20 protein-coding genes, 1 tRNA gene and 1 pseudogene are annotated in these 16852 nt (G+C 60.7%); 10 read left to right on the top strand and 12 right to left on the bottom strand.

Annotated features, from left to right (window positions below):
* Window positions 1-10: 10 nt before the first annotated feature.
* Genes LB513_RS14115 through LB513_RS14085 form a run of 7 tightly spaced genes read right to left on the bottom strand, consistent with a single transcriptional unit; the run spans window position 11 to window position 6640 of the window.
* A complete protein-coding gene (locus LB513_RS14115; protein ID WP_224664250.1) occupies window positions 11-1030 on the bottom strand; it encodes an isopenicillin N synthase family dioxygenase in 1020 nt (339 codons plus the stop codon).
* Window positions 1023-1373 carry a hypothetical protein gene (locus tag LB513_RS14110; RefSeq protein WP_224664121.1) on the bottom strand — a complete coding sequence of 117 codons (351 nt, stop codon included), beginning with the start codon at window positions 1371-1373 and terminating at the stop codon, window positions 1023-1025. The genes LB513_RS14115 and LB513_RS14110 overlap by 8 nt, the downstream gene beginning before the upstream one ends.
* Window positions 1370-2158 carry an ABC transporter ATP-binding protein gene (locus tag LB513_RS14105; RefSeq protein WP_224664120.1) on the bottom strand — a complete coding sequence of 263 codons (789 nt, stop codon included), beginning with the start codon at window positions 2156-2158 and terminating at the stop codon, window positions 1370-1372. The genes LB513_RS14110 and LB513_RS14105 overlap by 4 nt, the downstream gene beginning before the upstream one ends.
* Window positions 2152-3156, bottom strand: a complete 1005-nt coding sequence (locus LB513_RS14100; protein ID WP_224664119.1) for an ABC transporter permease — start codon at window positions 3154-3156, stop codon at window positions 2152-2154. The genes LB513_RS14105 and LB513_RS14100 overlap by 7 nt, the downstream gene beginning before the upstream one ends.
* 8 nt (window positions 3157-3164) lie before the next feature.
* Window positions 3165-4193: an ABC transporter substrate-binding protein gene (locus LB513_RS14095; RefSeq protein ID WP_224664118.1), complete on the bottom strand. Its 1029-nt coding sequence runs from the start codon at window positions 4191-4193 to the stop codon at window positions 3165-3167.
* Between the two features lie 39 nt (window positions 4194-4232).
* Window positions 4233-5558: an O-acetylhomoserine aminocarboxypropyltransferase/cysteine synthase family protein gene (locus LB513_RS14090; protein ID WP_224664117.1), complete on the bottom strand. Its 1326-nt coding sequence runs from the start codon at window positions 5556-5558 to the stop codon at window positions 4233-4235.
* Between the two features lie 29 nt (window positions 5559-5587).
* Window positions 5588-6640 (bottom strand): isopenicillin N synthase family dioxygenase, encoded by a 1053-nt coding sequence (locus LB513_RS14085; RefSeq protein ID WP_224664116.1) that lies wholly within the window; start codon window positions 6638-6640, stop codon window positions 5588-5590.
* Window positions 6641-7156: 516 nt separating this feature from the next.
* Between LB513_RS14085 and LB513_RS14080 the strand changes: the two genes are divergently transcribed.
* Together LB513_RS14080 and LB513_RS14075 are read left to right on the top strand one after the other, a co-directional pair.
* The gene (locus tag LB513_RS14080) at window positions 7157-7891 is read left to right on the top strand and encodes an alpha/beta fold hydrolase (protein ID WP_224664115.1); all 735 of its coding nucleotides are present in this window, start codon (window positions 7157-7159) and stop codon (window positions 7889-7891) included.
* A 3-nt stretch (window positions 7892-7894) separates the two neighbouring features.
* Window positions 7895-8997, top strand: a pseudogene (locus tag LB513_RS14075) (PAS domain-containing sensor histidine kinase).
* A 673-nt stretch (window positions 8998-9670) separates the two neighbouring features.
* On the opposite strand, the gene LB513_RS14070 reads toward LB513_RS14075, so the two are convergent.
* Complete coding sequence (locus LB513_RS14070) at window positions 9671-9946, bottom strand: DUF6894 family protein (RefSeq protein WP_224664114.1); 276 nt, start codon at window positions 9944-9946, stop codon at window positions 9671-9673.
* 22 nt (window positions 9947-9968) lie between these two features.
* Complete coding sequence (locus tag LB513_RS14065; protein WP_224664113.1) at window positions 9969-10367, bottom strand: response regulator; 399 nt, start codon at window positions 10365-10367, stop codon at window positions 9969-9971.
* A gap of 150 nt (window positions 10368-10517) precedes the next feature.
* On the opposite strand from LB513_RS14065, the gene LB513_RS14060 reads away from it, so the two are divergent.
* On the top strand, window positions 10518-10700 hold the full coding sequence (locus LB513_RS14060; protein WP_224664112.1) for a hypothetical protein: 183 nt from the start codon (window positions 10518-10520) through the stop codon (window positions 10698-10700).
* A 16-nt stretch (window positions 10701-10716) separates the two neighbouring features.
* Here LB513_RS14060 and LB513_RS14055 read toward each other — a convergent pair whose 3' ends face one another.
* On the bottom strand, window positions 10717-10941 hold the full coding sequence (locus tag LB513_RS14055; protein ID WP_224664111.1) for a hypothetical protein: 225 nt from the start codon (window positions 10939-10941) through the stop codon (window positions 10717-10719).
* Window positions 10942-11626: 685 nt separating this feature from the next.
* Between LB513_RS14055 and LB513_RS14050 the strand changes: the two genes are divergently transcribed.
* Both LB513_RS14050 and LB513_RS14045 read left to right on the top strand, forming a co-directional pair.
* On the top strand, window positions 11627-12091 hold the full coding sequence (locus tag LB513_RS14050) for a tyrosine-type recombinase/integrase (RefSeq protein WP_224664110.1): 465 nt from the start codon (window positions 11627-11629) through the stop codon (window positions 12089-12091).
* Window positions 12092-12100: 9 nt separating this feature from the next.
* Window positions 12101-12186: transfer RNA gene (locus tag LB513_RS14045), tRNA-Leu, on the top strand.
* A gap of 47 nt (window positions 12187-12233) precedes the next feature.
* On the opposite strand, the gene LB513_RS14040 is transcribed toward LB513_RS14045, so the two are convergent.
* Window positions 12234-12812 (bottom strand): NUDIX domain-containing protein, encoded by a 579-nt coding sequence (locus LB513_RS14040; protein ID WP_224664109.1) that lies wholly within the window; start codon window positions 12810-12812, stop codon window positions 12234-12236.
* 151 nt (window positions 12813-12963) lie between these two features.
* Here LB513_RS14040 and LB513_RS14035 point away from each other — a divergent pair, with 151 nt between their 5' ends.
* From LB513_RS14035 to LB513_RS14020, 4 genes are all read left to right on the top strand, one after another.
* Complete coding sequence (locus LB513_RS14035) at window positions 12964-14067, top strand: NADH:flavin oxidoreductase/NADH oxidase (RefSeq protein WP_224664108.1); 1104 nt, start codon at window positions 12964-12966, stop codon at window positions 14065-14067.
* Window positions 14068-14149: 82 nt separating this feature from the next.
* Window positions 14150-14425, top strand: coding sequence for an SH3 domain-containing protein (locus LB513_RS14030; RefSeq protein ID WP_224664107.1), 276 nt, complete (start codon window positions 14150-14152; stop codon window positions 14423-14425).
* A gap of 138 nt (window positions 14426-14563) precedes the next feature.
* Window positions 14564-14842 (top strand): DUF982 domain-containing protein, encoded by a 279-nt coding sequence (locus tag LB513_RS14025; protein ID WP_224664106.1) that lies wholly within the window; start codon window positions 14564-14566, stop codon window positions 14840-14842.
* A gap of 31 nt (window positions 14843-14873) precedes the next feature.
* Complete coding sequence (locus LB513_RS14020) at window positions 14874-15113, top strand: DUF2188 domain-containing protein (RefSeq protein WP_024504403.1); 240 nt, start codon at window positions 14874-14876, stop codon at window positions 15111-15113.
* A gap of 144 nt (window positions 15114-15257) precedes the next feature.
* Here the strand turns inward: LB513_RS14020 and wrbA are convergent, their stop codons facing one another.
* Complete coding sequence (gene wrbA / locus LB513_RS14015) at window positions 15258-15857, bottom strand: NAD(P)H:quinone oxidoreductase type IV (protein WP_224664105.1); 600 nt, start codon at window positions 15855-15857, stop codon at window positions 15258-15260.
* Between the two features lie 175 nt (window positions 15858-16032).
* On the opposite strand from wrbA, the gene LB513_RS14010 reads away from it, so the two are divergent.
* Window positions 16033-16776 carry a competence/damage-inducible protein A gene (locus LB513_RS14010; protein ID WP_224664104.1) on the top strand — a complete coding sequence of 248 codons (744 nt, stop codon included), beginning with the start codon at window positions 16033-16035 and terminating at the stop codon, window positions 16774-16776.
* The last annotated feature ends 76 nt before the right edge of the window (window positions 16777-16852 follow it).

Here is a 16852-nt window from a genome sequence, read left to right as displayed (position 1 = left end):
TCGGCCAGCCTTACGAGCCCGCCGCTCCGGTTTCCAGCAGATCCGCATAATGCCGACGCGCCACGTCGGGGTGGGAGCGCAGGCGGCTCTTCAGAACATTGGTGCCGACGTCGCGGAACAACGGGTTGTCCGGATCGCTTGCCGGCCCGCGCGCCTCGGCCGCCAGTTCCTCGGGCAGGCTGAGCAAAGGTATGGTGGCGTCCAGCCGCGCGCTGAAGAAGAAAGGAACGGAAATCCGCTCGACGCCGGCCGGCGGCGTCACCACACGATGAACTGTCGCGCGCAGATATCCGTTGGACGCCAGTTCGAGCAGTTCGCCAATATTAACGACCAGCGTTCCAGGGATGGGTTCAACATCGACCCAGCTCCCGTCATATTCCACCTGAAGGCCCTTGTTGTCGTCCTGCAACAGCAGGGTCAGGAAGCCGCCATCCTTGTGCGCGCCGACGCCTTGGTCGCCGTCCGTTGCATCGCGACCGGGGTAGCGCACAATCTTCATGCGATGATTAGGCGAGTCCTGGTAGATCGCGTCGAAGGCGCTCTCGGGCTGATCAAGCGACAACGCAAAGGCCTTGAGCAGCCGGATCGCCACCCCCGTCGCCTTTGCCTGCCATGCAAGCAGCGCCGGTTTGAGATCCGGCAGTGCCGACGGCCACTGATTGGGCCCTTGCAGCCTGGTCCAGGGTGCGACCCCCGGCCGTTGCGGTATGGGCTGACGCTCGACGCCGATATCAAGTTGTTCACGCCAGTCGGCAGCGCCCTTGGTCAGTTCGCCGCCGGCGCGCGTATAGCCCCGAAACTGCGAGGATTTGACCATTTCGATGGCCAACTTGTCGGCCGCGGGCAACGCGAAGAAGCGACGGGAAGCACCAATCACCTCATCAATATCGGAGGCTGAAATTCCATGACCGCTGAGATAGAAGAAGCCAACGTCCCGGGCCGCCGTGCGCAAATCCAGAAGAAAAGTGCGGGACTCGGAAGCACCTTGTTCGAGACGGCTGAGATCGAGCACGGGGACAACTCTAGGCATGGTCAGGGTCCTTCTTTTCTCTCTGCTTTGGAGTTTGAGTGAAGCTTCCCAGAAGAAGCGCAAGACTGGAAACGATCGCCCCGGCCCACAGCAACTCCGGCGAGTAGCGCGTGATGCCGAGAAAATGCCAATTCTTGCACAGCGACATGGCAAGCGAGCAGCGGTCGGACGTTTGCAGCAGGCACGGCAGCGTGCGTTCGATCGGAAAGCCGGTGTTGGACATGACCTGCGCGTAGACGATTGCCCACCAGGCCAGCGCGACCAGCGTCAGTGCGATCCCCGCTGCTTCCAGCCAACGCAGCGACAACAACCTCCAGATCGATGCCGAGACATTTCTTGTCATGCCGAGAACCCGAGAAACTCGAGGATGGTCTGACGCTGGGCGACGATCCGCGGGTCGTCGCGCCGACGCGGATATGGCAGGTCGACCACGACCTCGGACTTGATGCGGGCCGGGCGCTCGCTCAGAATGATGACGCGCTGCGACAAAAGCAGAGCCTCCTCGACATCATGGGTGACAAGAATGACCGTGTATCCAGCATGCCGCCAGAGCGACAGGATTTCCTCCTGCATGGTCAGCCTGGTGAGCGAGTCCAGACGTCCCAGCGGCTCATCGAGCAGCAGCAGATGGGGATCGTTTACCAAAGCACGTGCAAGTGCAGCCCGTTGCGCCATGCCTCCTGACAGCTGATGCGGAAAAGCCGAGGCGAAAGCCTCGAGCTTGACCAAGCGAAGCGCATCGTCGATCCGCTTCTGACTGCCGGCCAGCACGCCGCGCGCTTCCGGCCCGATGGCGACATTGTCGCGGACGGTCCGCCACGGAAACAAGGTCGGATCCTGGAACACCAGCACGCGCGACGGATCCGGGCTGGCGATGCTTGTCCCGTCCTCCAGCACGTCGCCGGTGGTCGGTCGTTCCAAGCCTGCCGCCAGCCTCAGCAAGGTCGACTTGCCGCAGCCGGACGGACCGAGCAATGCGATGAACTCGCCCGGCCCCACGTTCAGGTCGATTTGCCGCAAGACGGGCAAGGGCTGCCCGTCCAGATCGTATTGATGCGAGACCGTTTGGAAGTCGATGGCAAGGCCGGCGGCGTTTGCGGACGCGGCGCGCAGGGTGGTGGCTACCATTGCACAACCCCCTTCTGCCATCCGAGCAGCCGGTCGCGTATCACGAACAACAGCTTGACCAGACCCGAGCAGAGCAAGGCCATGATGATCAGCATGGCGTAGACATTTGCATAGGCCGAATAGGCGGTCTGGAACTGAAGGTACCAGCCAAGGCCGTATTTCGCGCCGAGCATTTCGGCGACCACCAGGACGGCGAACGAGTAATACAACCCCATGAACAGGCCGATGAAGACGTGCGGCAAGGCGGCGGGTATCGCCACGCGGAGAACCAGGTAGCGATTGTTGGCGCCCAGCGTCCGCGCCACGTCGTAGAAGGCGCGGTTCACCGAATTGACGCCGGAGGCGGTGAGGATCGCAACCGGTATGCCGGAGGCAAGCGCGACCAGGAACAGGCTGGCCTGGAATGTGGTCGGGAACAGGAAGAACGTAGCCGGGATCCAGGCGCTCGCCGGCACCGGGCCGATCAGTCTCAGCACCGGCATGCCCCAATAGGCGAAGGTCTTCGACCAGCCGAGCGCGACCCCACCGGTGAATCCGATAATGATGCCGCTGAAGAATCCAATCGTCCACAGCCGCGCCGTGTAGGCGATGCAGATGAGGATGCGCTGCCAGTCGACAATGTAGACATGCAGCAGGCCGTGCGGCGGCGAGAAGAACGGTTTCGGCATCCAGCCGAGCTTGGCCGTGATCAATTCCCACAATGCGAACCAAAGGCCAAGGGCGATCAGCCAGGGACCGTAGTGGATCAGACCGCGGCCCAATCCGCCAAGCTTCTCGACGCTGAAGGCAAGGCCCGCCAGCACCGCCCCTCCGCCTAAAAGCAATCCGACAAAGACATCGCGGCTGCCCCACGGCACGACGTCGGGAAACGCCGCGGTGACGATGGCAGCAAGGAGCCAGGCCGCCGCCGCGTAGAGCCCGTGCTTCCACACGGGCCTAGCAAAAGCAGACGAAACACTCTTTCTGCCCGCGTCCTTGTCGACTGCCGCACTCGTCATTTTGACCGTCAGGCGAGGATGTCGACGGTCACCCGTCCGGCCAGTTCGGCCGGGTCGGTCGTCGGATCAAGCACCTTGATCAGTGAAAGGTCGGCGGCGGCATGCTGGACCTGATCGCGTAAGTCCTTGCCGACCGGGTGGTTGTGCAGCACCCATGAGGAAATCTCGTCGCGGATATCCTCGAAGGGGAAACCCGGGTTGAGATTGTCGACGAACCATTTGGCAACCTCATCGGGATGCGCCGATGCATATTCGTGGATCTCGATATCGGCCTCTGCCAGGCGGCGGATGGCATCCTTGTTGGCGTCGAGGAAGGCCGAGTTGACGCCGAGGACGCAGCAGACAGCGCCCTCGAACGAGCCGGTCTGCGTATTGGCGACCTCGACGAGATCGAACTTCTTCTTGTGGGCATAGGCCCATGGATCGAGATGCGCCAAGGCGTCGGCCTGGCCCTTTCCGACAGCCTCGCCGACGAGGTCGAAAGGCACGTTGGTCCAGTTGACGTCGTTGTTGGGATCGAGGCCGGCCTTGGCCAGTGCGACCTGGAAAGAATGCTTCGGCGGGCTGGCGACGTCGTAGGAGACGATGGTCTTGCCCCTGAGGCCTTCGAGCGTGGTGACCCCGGAGGCCTTGGAGGCCAGCAGCCTCGTGCAGCCGCCATGCGAGCCGACGAAGAGCTTGACGTCGAGCCCCTGCTCCAGCGGCTTGACCCAATCGTACAGCAGGCCGGCACCGGCATCCGTCTTGTTGGTGGCGATCGACTGGATCAGGGTCTGGCCGCTGGCGCCTTGGTAGTAGAGATCGATGTCGAGATCATGCTTGGCGTAGATGCCCTTCGATAACGCGAAGGCGATCGGCGAATGGCAAGCCGCGAATTCAGTCCACGACAGCCTGACCTTCGTGGCGTTACCGGCAATTGCGTAGCTTGTCGGCCGGGCCAGCAAGCCTACAGCAGCAGCGCCAACCCCCAGCGCGCCTGCAGCCCGCAGCACGCCACGCCGTGAAATCGTTGATGTGTTTTTTTTGCCTGTGGTCATATTCCCCTCCTGCGAATGAATTTGTAATTGGCGAACGGGCTAGGCAGCCCTGAGTTCGCTGTCGCCTACGACCTGATCGAGCGCCTGTTCGAGATCTCGAATGATGTCGTCTGGATGCTCTATGCCAATGGAAAGCCTGACATAGCCGGGGGTTACTCCCGTCGCGAGTTGCTCTTCAGGCGAAAGCTGAGAGTGGGTCGTGGTCGACGGATGGATGGCCAGGGAGCGCGCGTCGCCGATGTTGGCAACGTGATAGAGCAGCTTCAGTCCATTGATGAAGGAACGTCCGGCCTCGCGGCCATCCTTCAATTCGAAGCCGACGAGCGCGCCGTAGCTGCCCTTCCGGAGATAGGCATCGGCACGCCGCTTGCTATCGCCGGTCTGGTAGCGAGGGAAGATGACATTTGCGACCTTTGGATGATCCCGCAGAAACTCCGCCACTTTGATGGCGTTCTCGTTGTGCTGGCGGATGCGCAGCGGCAGCGTTTCGAGGCCCTGCAGCAACTGGAAGGCGTTGAAAGGACTGATCGCGGCACCGACGTCGCGCAGAAGGACAGTGCGGATGCGCAACACGTAGGCCACCGGGCCGAGCGGCTTGGCCGCCTCGACCCAGACCTTCCCATGGTAGCTTGGGTCCGGCTGATTCAGCGTCGGAAAGCGTTCGGCATGCTCTTCCCAAGGGAAGTTTCCGCCATCGATGACGATGCCGCCGATCGACGTGCCATGGCCGCCAATGTATTTGGTCGCCGAGTAGACGACGACCGCCGCACCATGATCGAACGGCCGGATGCTGAGCGGCGCCGCAGTGTTATCGACGATCAAGGGCACGCCGAGGGATCGGCCGATGTCGGCCACTTCCTTGATCGAAAAGACCTGCAGCTTCGGATTGGGTAGCGATTCCGCATAGTAGGCGCGTGTGCGCGCGTCGGTGGCGCGCCGGAAGTTCTCCGGGTCTGAAGGATCGACGAACCTTACTTCGACGCCGAGATGCTTGAGCGTCGCGGCGAACAGGGCCCAGGTGCCTCCATAGAGATCGGTGGCTGAGACGATATTGTCGCCGGCGCCGGCCAGATTCAGTACCGAATAGGCGGAAGCCGCTTGACCAGAGGAAAGCAGCAGCGCGGCAGCACCGCCTTCCAGCGCAGCTATGCGGGTCTCAAGGGCATCCTGCGTCGGGTTCGAGACGCGCGTATAAATGTGACCGACTTCATCGAGCGCAAACAGCCGGTCGGCATGATCAGTGTCCTGGAACTGGTAGGATGTGGTCTGATAGATCGGCACCGCAACAGCGCCGGTCGTGGGATCAGCTCGCCAGGAGCCACCATGCAGGGCGAGCGTTTCAGGCGATAGATGTTCCAGCGTCATCAGTCGTTCCTCCTCTTGTTTTGCGGCCGTCAAGCGAAAGGCGCGACTTCGGCGCGAGCCTGGGTGGAGAGCAGATCGGCATGATGGCGCCGCGCGACATCAGGATGTGAACGCAGCCGGCTTTTCAGCGCGTTCTGTCCAGAGTTGCGGTAGAGCGGATTCTGAGGATCGCGGGTAACGCCGTTCGCCTGCGCCTTCAGGTGCGGCGCGAGGTCCAGAAGTGGAATTTCGGCGTCAAAGGGTGCGCCGAGGAAAAAGGCGACGGACAGCCGGTCGGTGCCGGCCGGTGGCGTCACCACCCGATGCACAGTGGCCTTTAAGTAGCCGTCGGTCGCCATCTCGAGCAACTCGCCGATGTTGACGACAAAGGTGCCAGCACGCGGCTCAGCGTCTATCCACTCGCCATCCGCAGCTTCGACCTGCAGGCCCCTCTGCTTTTCCTGCAGCAGAAGCGTCAGGAAACCGCTGTCCTTATGCGCGCCAACGCCCTGCTCGCTTTCGGTGGAATCCCGGCCCGGGTAGCGGATGATCTTGATGAGGTGGTTTGGCGTGCCGGCGTAAATCGTCTCGAACGCGTCCTCGTCCTGCTCCAGGACAGCGGCGAACGCCTTCAGCAGGCGAGTCGACAGATCGGTCAACTGTTCCTGCCATTCGAGCAACAGCGGCTTCAGTTCCGGCAGCGCGTCAGGCCATTGGTTGGGCCCCTGCAACCGTGTCCAGCCTGGCAGGTCCTTATCACGGGGCAGCGCCGGTGCCTCTGAGCCGATGTCGATCTGCTCGCGCCAGTCGCGCTGGCCTTTCGTCAATTCCTGCCCGACCCGGTTATAGCCGCGAAAATGCGGTGAGTTCACCATTTCGATCTGGAGCTTGGCTTCTTCCGGCAATGCAAAGAACTGACGCGACGCATGAAGCACATCGTCGATCAACGATTGCGGGATGCCATGGCCCGCCAAATAGAAGAAACCCACATCCCGCGCCGCTAGACGCAATTCCTCCAGGAATGCGACCCTTGATGCGGGGTCGGCGTCATAACGGGAAAAATCCAGCACAGGAATACTTTGTGCGTCTACAGAAGCGCTCATTTCCACCTCTCTTCTTGGTGGCCAGAGCGTCGCATCGCGGAAGCCCAGAACAAAGGAAACGCTATCCGTTTCGGCACTGAGTGGTGGAAATCATATGTCGCCTACGACCCGTCGGCAGCCGCTTTTTGTTAATTCTATAAATTTGGTAGACTTTGATTTGAGGATGAACCAGCGTGTGCCGGCTCCGGCCAAAAACGCTGTTCGTTTGCAGAAACTGCAGATCTTCGACTGTCGTTTGCGTACTTCATCGTCTCAACGCCCTCGGCAATGACACGATTGGGTGTGTCTCGACGCCCGATAGGATTTGCGGACTGCTGTACGATTTGCGCCTTACATGCGACACGATACCTCCGCAGCGTCGTAACCGGGTCGGACCAATGAGGCACACGACAACCCGCTTTTTGAGATTGCCCTTCTCCCAGGCGCGCAGTAACTAGGCGGAGTTTAAGTCGGAGCCGTCGCTTGTCCTTCCTGACGCGAAATAACGTCTAGCAAGCCGGCACCGGCACTCGCGCCATGATGTTTGCTCACGGATTTGGCTGCGACCAAAACATGTGGCGCTTTGTTGCTCCCGCGTTTGAGCACGATTTCCGCACCATTCTTTTCGATCACGTCGGTGCAGGACATTCTGATTTGTCGGCCTACGATCCGGCCAAATATGCGTCTCTTCATGGCTATGCAGCCGACGTAGTGGAAATCGGGCACGAACTTGGACTGAAAAACGCGGTGTTCGTCGGTCACTCGGTCAGTGCGATGATCGGCGCCCTCGCTTCGATCATGGCTCCGGACATGTTTGAAAAGCTCGTTATGGTCGGTCCCTCGCCCCGTTATATCAACGACGGGGCATATGAGGGCGGTTTCACGGCCGCGCAGATCGAAGAACTTTTGGCTTCGCTGGATGACAATCACCTTGGATGGTCGGCAGCCATGGCGCCGGCAATCATGGGCAATCCTGACAGGCCGGAACTTGCTGAGGAATTGTCGAACTCGTTCTGTCGAACGGATCCGGAGATAGCCAAGCAGTTTGCCAGGGTCACTTTTTCGTCAGACAATCGCCAGGATCTGGCGAGGGTCAAGACACGAACATTAGTTCTGCAGTGCAAGGACGACATCATCGCGTGTGAGCAGGTCGGGCGATATGTGCTCGAGCACCTTAGTGATAGCGCAATAATGCTGCTGGACGCTGCTGGTCATTGCCCGAATCTTAGCGCCCCAGAACAAGTGATTTCAGCGATACGCGGCTTCGTGTGAGCTGTGGGGGAAGATCTCGAAGACCTCTATGAGAACGCGCCGTGCGGTTACGTTTCTCTCGGCCCTGACGGTCTCATCGTAAAATCGAACCTGACCTTATCGAATTGGATCGGCATCTCCCAGGCAGACCTGCTCGGGAAGCGCCTGCGCGAAATCCTGAACATTGCCGGCGCCATCTTCTATGAGACGCATATTGCGCCCCTCCTGCGCATGCAGGGCTTTTTCAACGAAGTGGCACTCGACCTAATTACCGCGAAGGGCAAGAAATTCCCGGTGTTGGCAAATGCTGTTGAGCGCCGGCGCGAGGACGGGACACTCCTGTTCACTCGTCTTACCATCATGCAAGCGGCCGATCGCCGACGCTACGAGCGGGAACTGGTTGAAGCGCGCGCCACAGCACAGCGTGGTTTCGAATTAGAGCGAAAAGGTTCGGAGCGGCTCGAGCAATTCATAGCTGTACTCGGTCACGATCTGCGCAATCCACTTGCCGGTGTTGACGCTGGACTGAGACGCCTCGAGCGTTTCGGCTGGACTGAAGATACTCCAATGCTCATTGCGATGATGCAGCGCAGCACTGCCCGTATGAAGGTTTTGATTGGCGATGTACTCGACCTCGCTCAAACCAGGCTCGGCGGGGGTCTACAGGTGAAAATTGAAAGTGGCCGTCCGCTTGTACCGACGCTCAGTCAAGTTGTGGGAGAGTTGCGGCTCGCGTATCCCGACCGTGTTATCGAGGAGCGTTACGAAATTTCCGGTTCGGTCGACTGCGACAAGGGGGAATTGCGCAGCTGCTCTCCAATCTTGTCGGCAACGCTTTGACGCACGGCACGAACGAGGCGCCGATAATCGTGAAAGCCATCACAAGATCGGGAACACTGCACTTGGCGGTTTCAAACGCGGGCGACCCCATACCGCCGGACGTCATGGACCGTCTCTTCCAGCCGTTTTACCGAGGTGAAGTGCGGGCTAGCCTTCAAGGATTAGGGTTGGGGCTGTACATCGCCTCTCAGATTGCGAGAGCCCACCGCGGCGTGCTGAACGTTTCATCGGACCAGAGCGAAACGGTTTTTGAGCTGGTGATGCCGACCCAAAATGGGCCGCACTGATTCCTCTGTAGGCCGATCAGGTCGGGCTCAACGCATGCACTGATCGCAAGATTGCAGTCCATCAGTGTGTGCCTGAACCTTGCCGGGACTTTTACCGGCGAGGCAGGTTCGACGGCGATGACGAAGCAATCTGACCTTGGTCCGCCGATCTTCGCCAGGTTCGATATCATGCCACTCAGGTCCAAAAGCCTCTGAAGCTAGAGGCTGAGACGAAAGGAGCTAGAGGCTCAAACGAAAAGCCCGCCGACCAAAGCCAGCGGGCTTAGTTGTCAAAATCCCTCGACGGATCAGGTCTGAGGATCACCGCACCGGGAAACGGCGGCGGGGGAACTGGAATGAATGAGCCTGACGTCTGTGCAGTGACAGCCCGAGACGTTCGCGCTTGATGAGCGCAGGCTTCGTGTAGTGCTTCTTATGGATGCTCCTCGATTTTGCCACTGGAACCCTTGAATCAGTTTGGTCAGCCGTCGGTTGAAGGCGGCTCCCCGATAGTGAAGGATCCGTTGCCGAGTGCCGTCACGACCGAGAGCCTCTCGCGCTTGGTAAGAGGTTTGGTATAGTGCTTCTTCATTTGATACGATCCGCTACTCGTTCGATATTTTTCAGCGCGCTAATTCTCTCAAACCAACACATGCCTCAAAGGTTTTTGTCGTCAAGCGTCGTTTCCCTAACATCAGTCAATTCGACGCTTGTCCTCAGGCAGGAAAACAGCTTTTCCAGCAGAAACTTTCGCGCTGAAGCTCAAGGTGAAAAGCAGGATGTCGTCTTGGTCCGTGACATGCATAATCCACGTCTTATCGCCTTCCCATAGGGCGCCGTCCAAATCCCTCAGCAACTCACCCGCCGCGCTAACTGCCTCGGCTCGCGCAGCCTGGAGGTCTGGAAGTTCAGTTCCTTCATTATCGGCTAGGAGTGTACCGTCATCGACGTGGAAGTGATAGCGCGGCATCGTCGAACTCCGTGGTGCAGAGCTAACTACCGCCAAGCCCCATGGTTCCTATTGTGGATGTGTTGGCGCCCGTGGCTATCGATAGAGCAACGGCGGCAAGTTCCTTCGTATCGGCCGGCTTGCGAAACAACCTTCCTCTCCGAAATATCTCCTGACCTGGCTCATCTATTTCGTCGCTGCCAGAATGCACGATGAACGGGATGGATCGATCGATCAGTACGCGCGCAACTCGGTGGCAATATCCGTCAGTCAGCTTCAGATCGACAATCGCCACGTCGGCGTCCTGCTCGGAAAGGAAATGATCGGCAGCCTCGCATGACGTGACCAATGTGACGCTGAAGCCGCATTCTCGCAGATGCTGTTCAACGTCCAGGGCGATCAGGGCTTCATCCTCAAGAATGAGGGCTTTCAACTTGGCCATGGAGTGTCTCACCCGCCGGGCGAAAGCAGGGAATTCTCCCGGATCCTCCGCCAACAACACAACTCACGACGTGGATATCTACGTTGCGAAAACGACAGTCACGAGTCAATAATCCCGGCAAAAGCTCTGAATCAAGGAGGAAGATAACGGATGACGAGAATTGTACGCGACATGGTCAAACTACGGGCCGGCGCCGATAAGGCATCCAAGGAAATTCAGGCCAAGGAGCAGGCTGAGCGCATTGCCAAGACGGCTCGCCTCAAGGCGCTGAGGGAAGCCCAGCCTGTCCTCGATCAGCCGCAACCCAAAGGGCTCAATCGGCCCAAACGATAGCACCAATCGGAAGCTCTCAAAGCCGTGTGTATTCGGGCCGCCGAACTCTGGCTAGGATGAGGAGGTTCTCCTCGAAGGGCGTCTTCAGATTTTTGCAAAGGCTCAGGACGATCGTCGCGAGGGTAGCTTCATCAATGCGGGTTCCAACGATCTGCGCCTCGGCTTTGATCTGATCGACAACACGCTCACACAACGCCCGCGGATAAACCTGGGAGTGACCTCCTCCCATGTTGCTCAACATGTGTGCGCTCCCACGTCAGGTGCCCTGAATCGATCGCCCGCCATGTGTTTCACGGGTCACAAAAAAAGGGTCGCGATTCAACCGGTTGCGCCAAATGGTTCCGGGTTTAACTGCGGGAGCAAGTCGGCTGCATCCCACCCGGGCCACCGCTTTGATCAAGAGCAAAGGAGACCCATGGTAGACCACAAGTGGCCAATAGGTCAGGACCGGACCGCGTGGCGAGCCGGCCAGCGGGTTCGTTGAACAGGCCCGCTGCCAAAAGGCAAAAGCCCGCCGGCCGAGCCAGCGGGCTTTGCTTCTCAACGGAGAGTGCTTAGGCGCCGCCGGAAGGCACTTCCTGCAGCCCACCAGAGATAGGGATAAGCTGCGCTGCGATTGATCCGAGACGATCGCGTTTGTTCAGTGTCGGCTTCTCATAAGTCTTCTTCATGGATGCTCCTCACTTTTCCATAAGCCTGCAGAAACTGCATCGCGCCTGCGGAGGCTGTCAACCACTCGCCGGCTGCAAGTGACTAACCCCGGCGAGCACCAGCTCGACCGCTGGCCATGAACGGCAGAGCGCCGCTGCTGGGCATATTCGACCTTCCGCCGGCGCGGGGACGATGCCGCGAAGGCGGTCGCCTCAAGGCTCAACGAGGACGGGGTGGGATTGTGGTAGACTGCGAGCAGACTGTGCACGCTCAAAGTGCACCGGAAGCAGCAGCTCCAACAGCGTCTTGCTTCGGGGCTGGGGAAGCCCCGCAAGGATGCGCTAGTCTCTTGCTGGCCCGACGGCAGAGCTATCGCGCCTTCTCGCGTTTCAGGCGCTTGGCGCGATGCAGTGGACCGCTTGAGGAGGCCGGCCGAGGATGGCGCGCCAGCTGTAATCGATATTCCCAAGGTCCGGTTTCACGACCTGAGACACACCCACGCTTGCGCCCTCATCGCTGGCGGGCTCGACGTGGTTGCAATTAGCCGTCGTCTGGGGCATGCGTCACCCGTGGTCACGCTGTCGGTCTACGCTCACCTTTTCAAGCGGTCGGACGATGGCGCGGCAGCTGCGATAGAAGCGGCGATGAGAACGGGGCAGAACAATAAAACGGCCTTCGGTGCCAATCCGGTGCCAAGTGCAGGTTCAGGGCTGGACCTTAAATCTCATAAGTGCTTGTAATTGCTACCTGCGGACGTGGCGGAATTGGTAGACGCAAGGGACTTAAAATCCCTCGATCTCTGATCGTACGGGTTCGATTCCCGTCGTCCGCACCAGCACAGCCAAACAATCCTTTAGATCGGAGGAGTGCAGGTCGCTTCGGTCAGACCCGCATCGGGTTCAGCTTCAGGTGCTGGATCAGGATGATGGTCTTGGCGTCGATGATGCGGCCGTCGGCAATGCCGGCCAGCGCCTCGTCGAGCGGCATTTCCAGCACCTCGATGTCCTCGCCCTCCTCTGGCGCGCCGCCGCCGGCCGAGATGCGGTCCGCCGGCGAATAGCGGGCGACGAAAAACCAGAGCCGCTCGGTGACGCTGCCCGGACTCATATAGGGCGAAAACAACCGCTCGATGTCCCGCAGCCGGTAGCCGAGTTCCTCTTCGGCCTCCTTGCGAATGGCTGTCTCGGGATCGTTTTCGTCGAGCAGCCCGGCGCAGGCCTCTATAAGGGGCTCGCGGTGGCCGGTGACATAGGCGGGATAGCGGAACTGGCGGACCAGAAGCACGGTCGAACGCGCCGGATCGTAAGGCAGGATCACCGCGCCGTCGCCGCGATCATAGGTCTGGCGGATCTGCGTTTCCCATTGGCCGTCGCGCCGGCGGTAATCGAGGACGGTTTTCTTCAGGACAGCCCAGTCGTCGGAAAGGATTTCCTCCGAGCGGATACGGATGCGATCTTCCATCATGAACTCCCTGGGCCCGACCCGAGGCGTAGCCGCGAACCGACATTTGCGCAATGTGGGCAATCGGTCCAAAACGAGGTTTCACCCTCTCGTGTCTGGCGCATATACGAGCCACAACCTAGATAGCCTGATCATTTCCCGGAGCCCTTTCATGACAGCAGCGCTTTTCCAGCCGATCACACTCGACGGCCTCGACTTTCCCAATCGCATCGCTGTCGCGCCAATGTGCCAGTATTCGGCCGATGACGGCTCGGCCAGCGACTGGCACCTCTATCACTGGATGAACCTTGCCATGTCCGGCGCCGGCATGGTCACGGTCGAGATGACGGACGTCGAGCGGCGCGGACGCATCACGCATGGCTGCCTCGGCCTCTACTCCGACGACAATGAAGCAGCCGCCCGACGCACGCTGGACGCCGCCAGGCGCGTCGCCGCCCCCGGCACGAAGTTCGGCACGCAGCTCGCGCATGCCGGACGCAAGGCCTCGAACCGGAAACCATGGGATGGCGGCGGCCCGCTGCGGCCTGACGAGGACCCCTGGCAGACGGTTTCGGCCTCAGCCATCGCCTATGACACAGGCTGGAACGTGCCGCATCCGCTGGAGGAAGACGAGATCCTGCAGTTGATAGAGCGTTTCGCCGATGCGGCCAGGCGGGCCGAACGCGCCGGCTTCGACTTCATCGAACTGCATGCCGCGCATGGCTATCTGATTTTCCAATTCCTTTCGCCCTTGTCCAATCAGCGCGCCGATCGCTGGGGCGGATCGATCGAAAACCGCATGCGCCTCGTCGTCGAGATCGCCAAGGCGGTGAAGAAGGCAGCGCCAAGGCTGATGCTTGGCGCAAGGCTGTCGGTGAAGGACTGGGTCGATGGCGGCTTCGATGTCGCCGACGCGATCGAGGTGGCGAAGGCACTTAGGGATGTCGGCGTCGCCTATCTCTGCTGCTCGAGCGGCGGCAATTCTCCTTTGCAGAAGTTGCCCAGCGGCCCCGGCTACCAGGTGCATCTGGCGGAAGAGGTGCGCAAGGGTGCCGGCATTCCGACACGGGCCGTCGGCCTCATCGACAATCCGAAGCAGGCCGAGGCGATCGTCGCCGAAGGCCGCGCCGATATCGTGGCTGTCGCCCGAGCCTTCCTGGCCGATCCGCGATGGGGCTGGCGTGCCGCGGCCACGCTGGGGGAGCCGATCCAGCCGGCGCCGCAGCTGGCGAGAGCCGTCACGACGATGGAGCACTGGATAAAGGCGGCAGGCTGAGGTTCTTTCCCGACACCGGGGCGGTGCCTCCCTCCCCGGCAATTGCAATAGCCCGCTCCAATTCCCTCACCAAGCTGTTAGGTTGGGTAAGGCCGCGGCGGGCGCGGCCACGCCGGCCAGCTCGCAATATTGCGAAGGCACGGTGCACGGCCTGTCCGGCCGCTACAATCTGGCCACCGGCAGCGGCTTTCTCGCGGTGCGGGCACGGCCGAACTCGTCGTCGCGGATGATCGGTCAACTTTTCAATGGCGATCAGACCGAGATTTTCGACCGGCGCGGAAACTGGTACCAGGTCGAGATCGGCGGCAGAACCGGCTGGGCGAATGCGCGCTGGATCAGCAACGACTGCGGCTATTGAGGCCAGCTTGGCTGGTCCGAGCTGGGACAGGGGATATGCATCGGCCAAACGCTGAAGCTCTTCCCGCCTACGTCGCGACCTTTGGGCGCAGGCTGACGGACACTTTTGCAACCAAATTGGCTGCTTTGCGTTGCGGCCATGATGGACAACAAACCCTTTGAAGCGCCTGTCGTCGTCGAACTCGGCCACGTCGGCAAATACCGCCATATCCGCGACACCCAGGAGGCCGCCGAGTGTCTCATGACGGTGTGGCCGCTCAATCGCGGCCCTCGCCATCGCGACGCTCTCGACACTTGCCTCAAAGTGCTGGAAGGTTATCGTTCGACAGCGGATGCGCGCCGGGCACTGATCGAAGCCGCGAAGGAGTCGGAAGTCCTGGTGCCGGACGACAAACTGCGCGACGACCGGCTGCATTGAGCAGGCCGGGCTTTAGAACCGGAGACTTTTCATGGCGAAGCTGACTTACAAGATCGTCGAGCATGACGGCGGATGGGCCTACAAGGTCGGCGCGACATTCTCGGAAACATTCCCCACGCATCAAGACGCATTGCGCGCGGCCGAGATCGCTTCGGCAGAGCAACAGGTCGCCGGCGCGACCGACGGTATCCAGTACGAGGATGCCGACGGTAAATGGCACGAAGAACTCGCGGACGGCCGGGACCGGCCACAGACAGAAGTTTCCGACTGAGTTCCACGGCCGTCCGGAGCCTGCAAACCTGGCTCCGGTCCACTCATTTCGCCTAGCGAGCTTAACGCGAAAAGGGCGGCCCCGAGGCCGCCCTTTTCGTTGACGGTCGGTGTTATCAAACCGCCGCGTCACCACATTTTGAGATCAGCCGTGTAGCTTGATAGTGATCTCGGCAACGCGTTTGCCCTGGAATTTCGCGCCTTCGAGTTCCTGCGCCGAAGGCTGGCGCGAACCGTCGCTGTCGCTGGTCGTCGTCATGCCGTAGGGCGCGCCGCCACGCACGACATCATTGCCCATCTGGCCCTGATATGCGTAGGACAGCGGCACGATGATCAGGCCGTGATGCTGCAGCATGGCTTGCGTGCTGATGAGCGCGAGCTCGGCGCCGCCATGCTGTGTCGCGGTCGATACCATGACCGAGCCAACCTTGTTCACGAGTGCGCCCTTGGCCCATAGCGGCCCGGTCTGGTCGAAGAAGTTCTTCAGCTGGGCCGCCATGGCGCCATAGCGCGTCGAGGCGCCGACGATGATGGCGTCGTATTCGCCAAGCTCGAGCGGATCGGCGATCGCGGCCTCCTGGTCCAGTTTGTAGTGGGCGGCCTTGGCGACCTCTTCCGGCACCAGTTCGGCAACGCGCTTGATGGTCACCTCGGCGCCGGCCTCGCGGGCCCCTTCTGCAGCGGCCTTGGCCATCTGTTCCATGTGGCCCCAACTCGAGTAGTAGAGAACAAGTACCTTCGCCATTTCCATCTCCTTGATTGAAAAGCCCAGAGCCCGAGGCCACCGGAATGGAACTATCTAGGGGCATGGAGGCCCGAAGGATACTCCGCATATGGGCACAGATTGTTCACCGCTCGGCCGGCATTGCGGCGGCGACCGCGCCGCGCTATCTCAGGGCACCGTCTTGCCGGAGCCTTCCATGACCGAAATCGTTACCGCCGCCATGCTCGTCATCGGTGACGAGATTCTCTCGGGCCGCACCAAGGACAAGAACATCGGCCATCTGGCCGATATCATGACGGCGATCGGCATCGACCTGAAGGAAGTGCGGATAGTCCCCGACGACGAAGACGAGATCGTCGCGGCGGTGAATGCGCTGCGCGCCCGTTACACCTATGTGTTCACCACCGGCGGCATCGGTCCGACCCATGATGACATCACTGCGGATTCGATTTCCAAGGCCTTCGGCGTACCGTGCGAATACGACGCCAAGGCCTACGCGATGCTGGAAGCGAGCTATGCCGCGCGCGGCATAGAATACACCGAGGCCCGCAAGCGCATGGCGCGCATGCCGCGTGGCGCCGACCATATCGACAATCCGGTGTCCATCGCGCCGGGCTTCCGCATAGGCAACGTCCACGTCATGGCCGGCGTGCCGTCGATCTTCCAGGCCATGCTCGACAATGTCTTGCCGACCCTAAAGACCGGCACCAAAATGCTGTCGGCCACGGTACAATGTCCGTTCGGCGAAGGCCTGATCGGCAGACCGCTGGGCGATATTCAGAAAGCTCATCCAGACACCATTATCGGCTCCTACCCAAAATTCGCCGACGGCAAGTTCTGGACCGAACTGGTCGTGCGCGCACGGAGCCAGGAGGCACTGGAGGCCGCGCGCGCCGATGTCGAGGCGATGGTCGCGCGCGTCGCCGCCACCGCAGGTTGACCGTCGACACCGGAACCAGGCACGGTGCCGGCACGTTTTCTTCCTGCGAGTAAGATCACTCGTGAACCGAGGGGTG

This window comes from Mesorhizobium sp. ES1-1, assembly GCF_020164785.1.
Lineage (GTDB): Bacteria > Pseudomonadota > Alphaproteobacteria > Rhizobiales > Rhizobiaceae > Mesorhizobium.
This window is presented reverse-complemented; position numbering and strand designations above follow the sequence as displayed.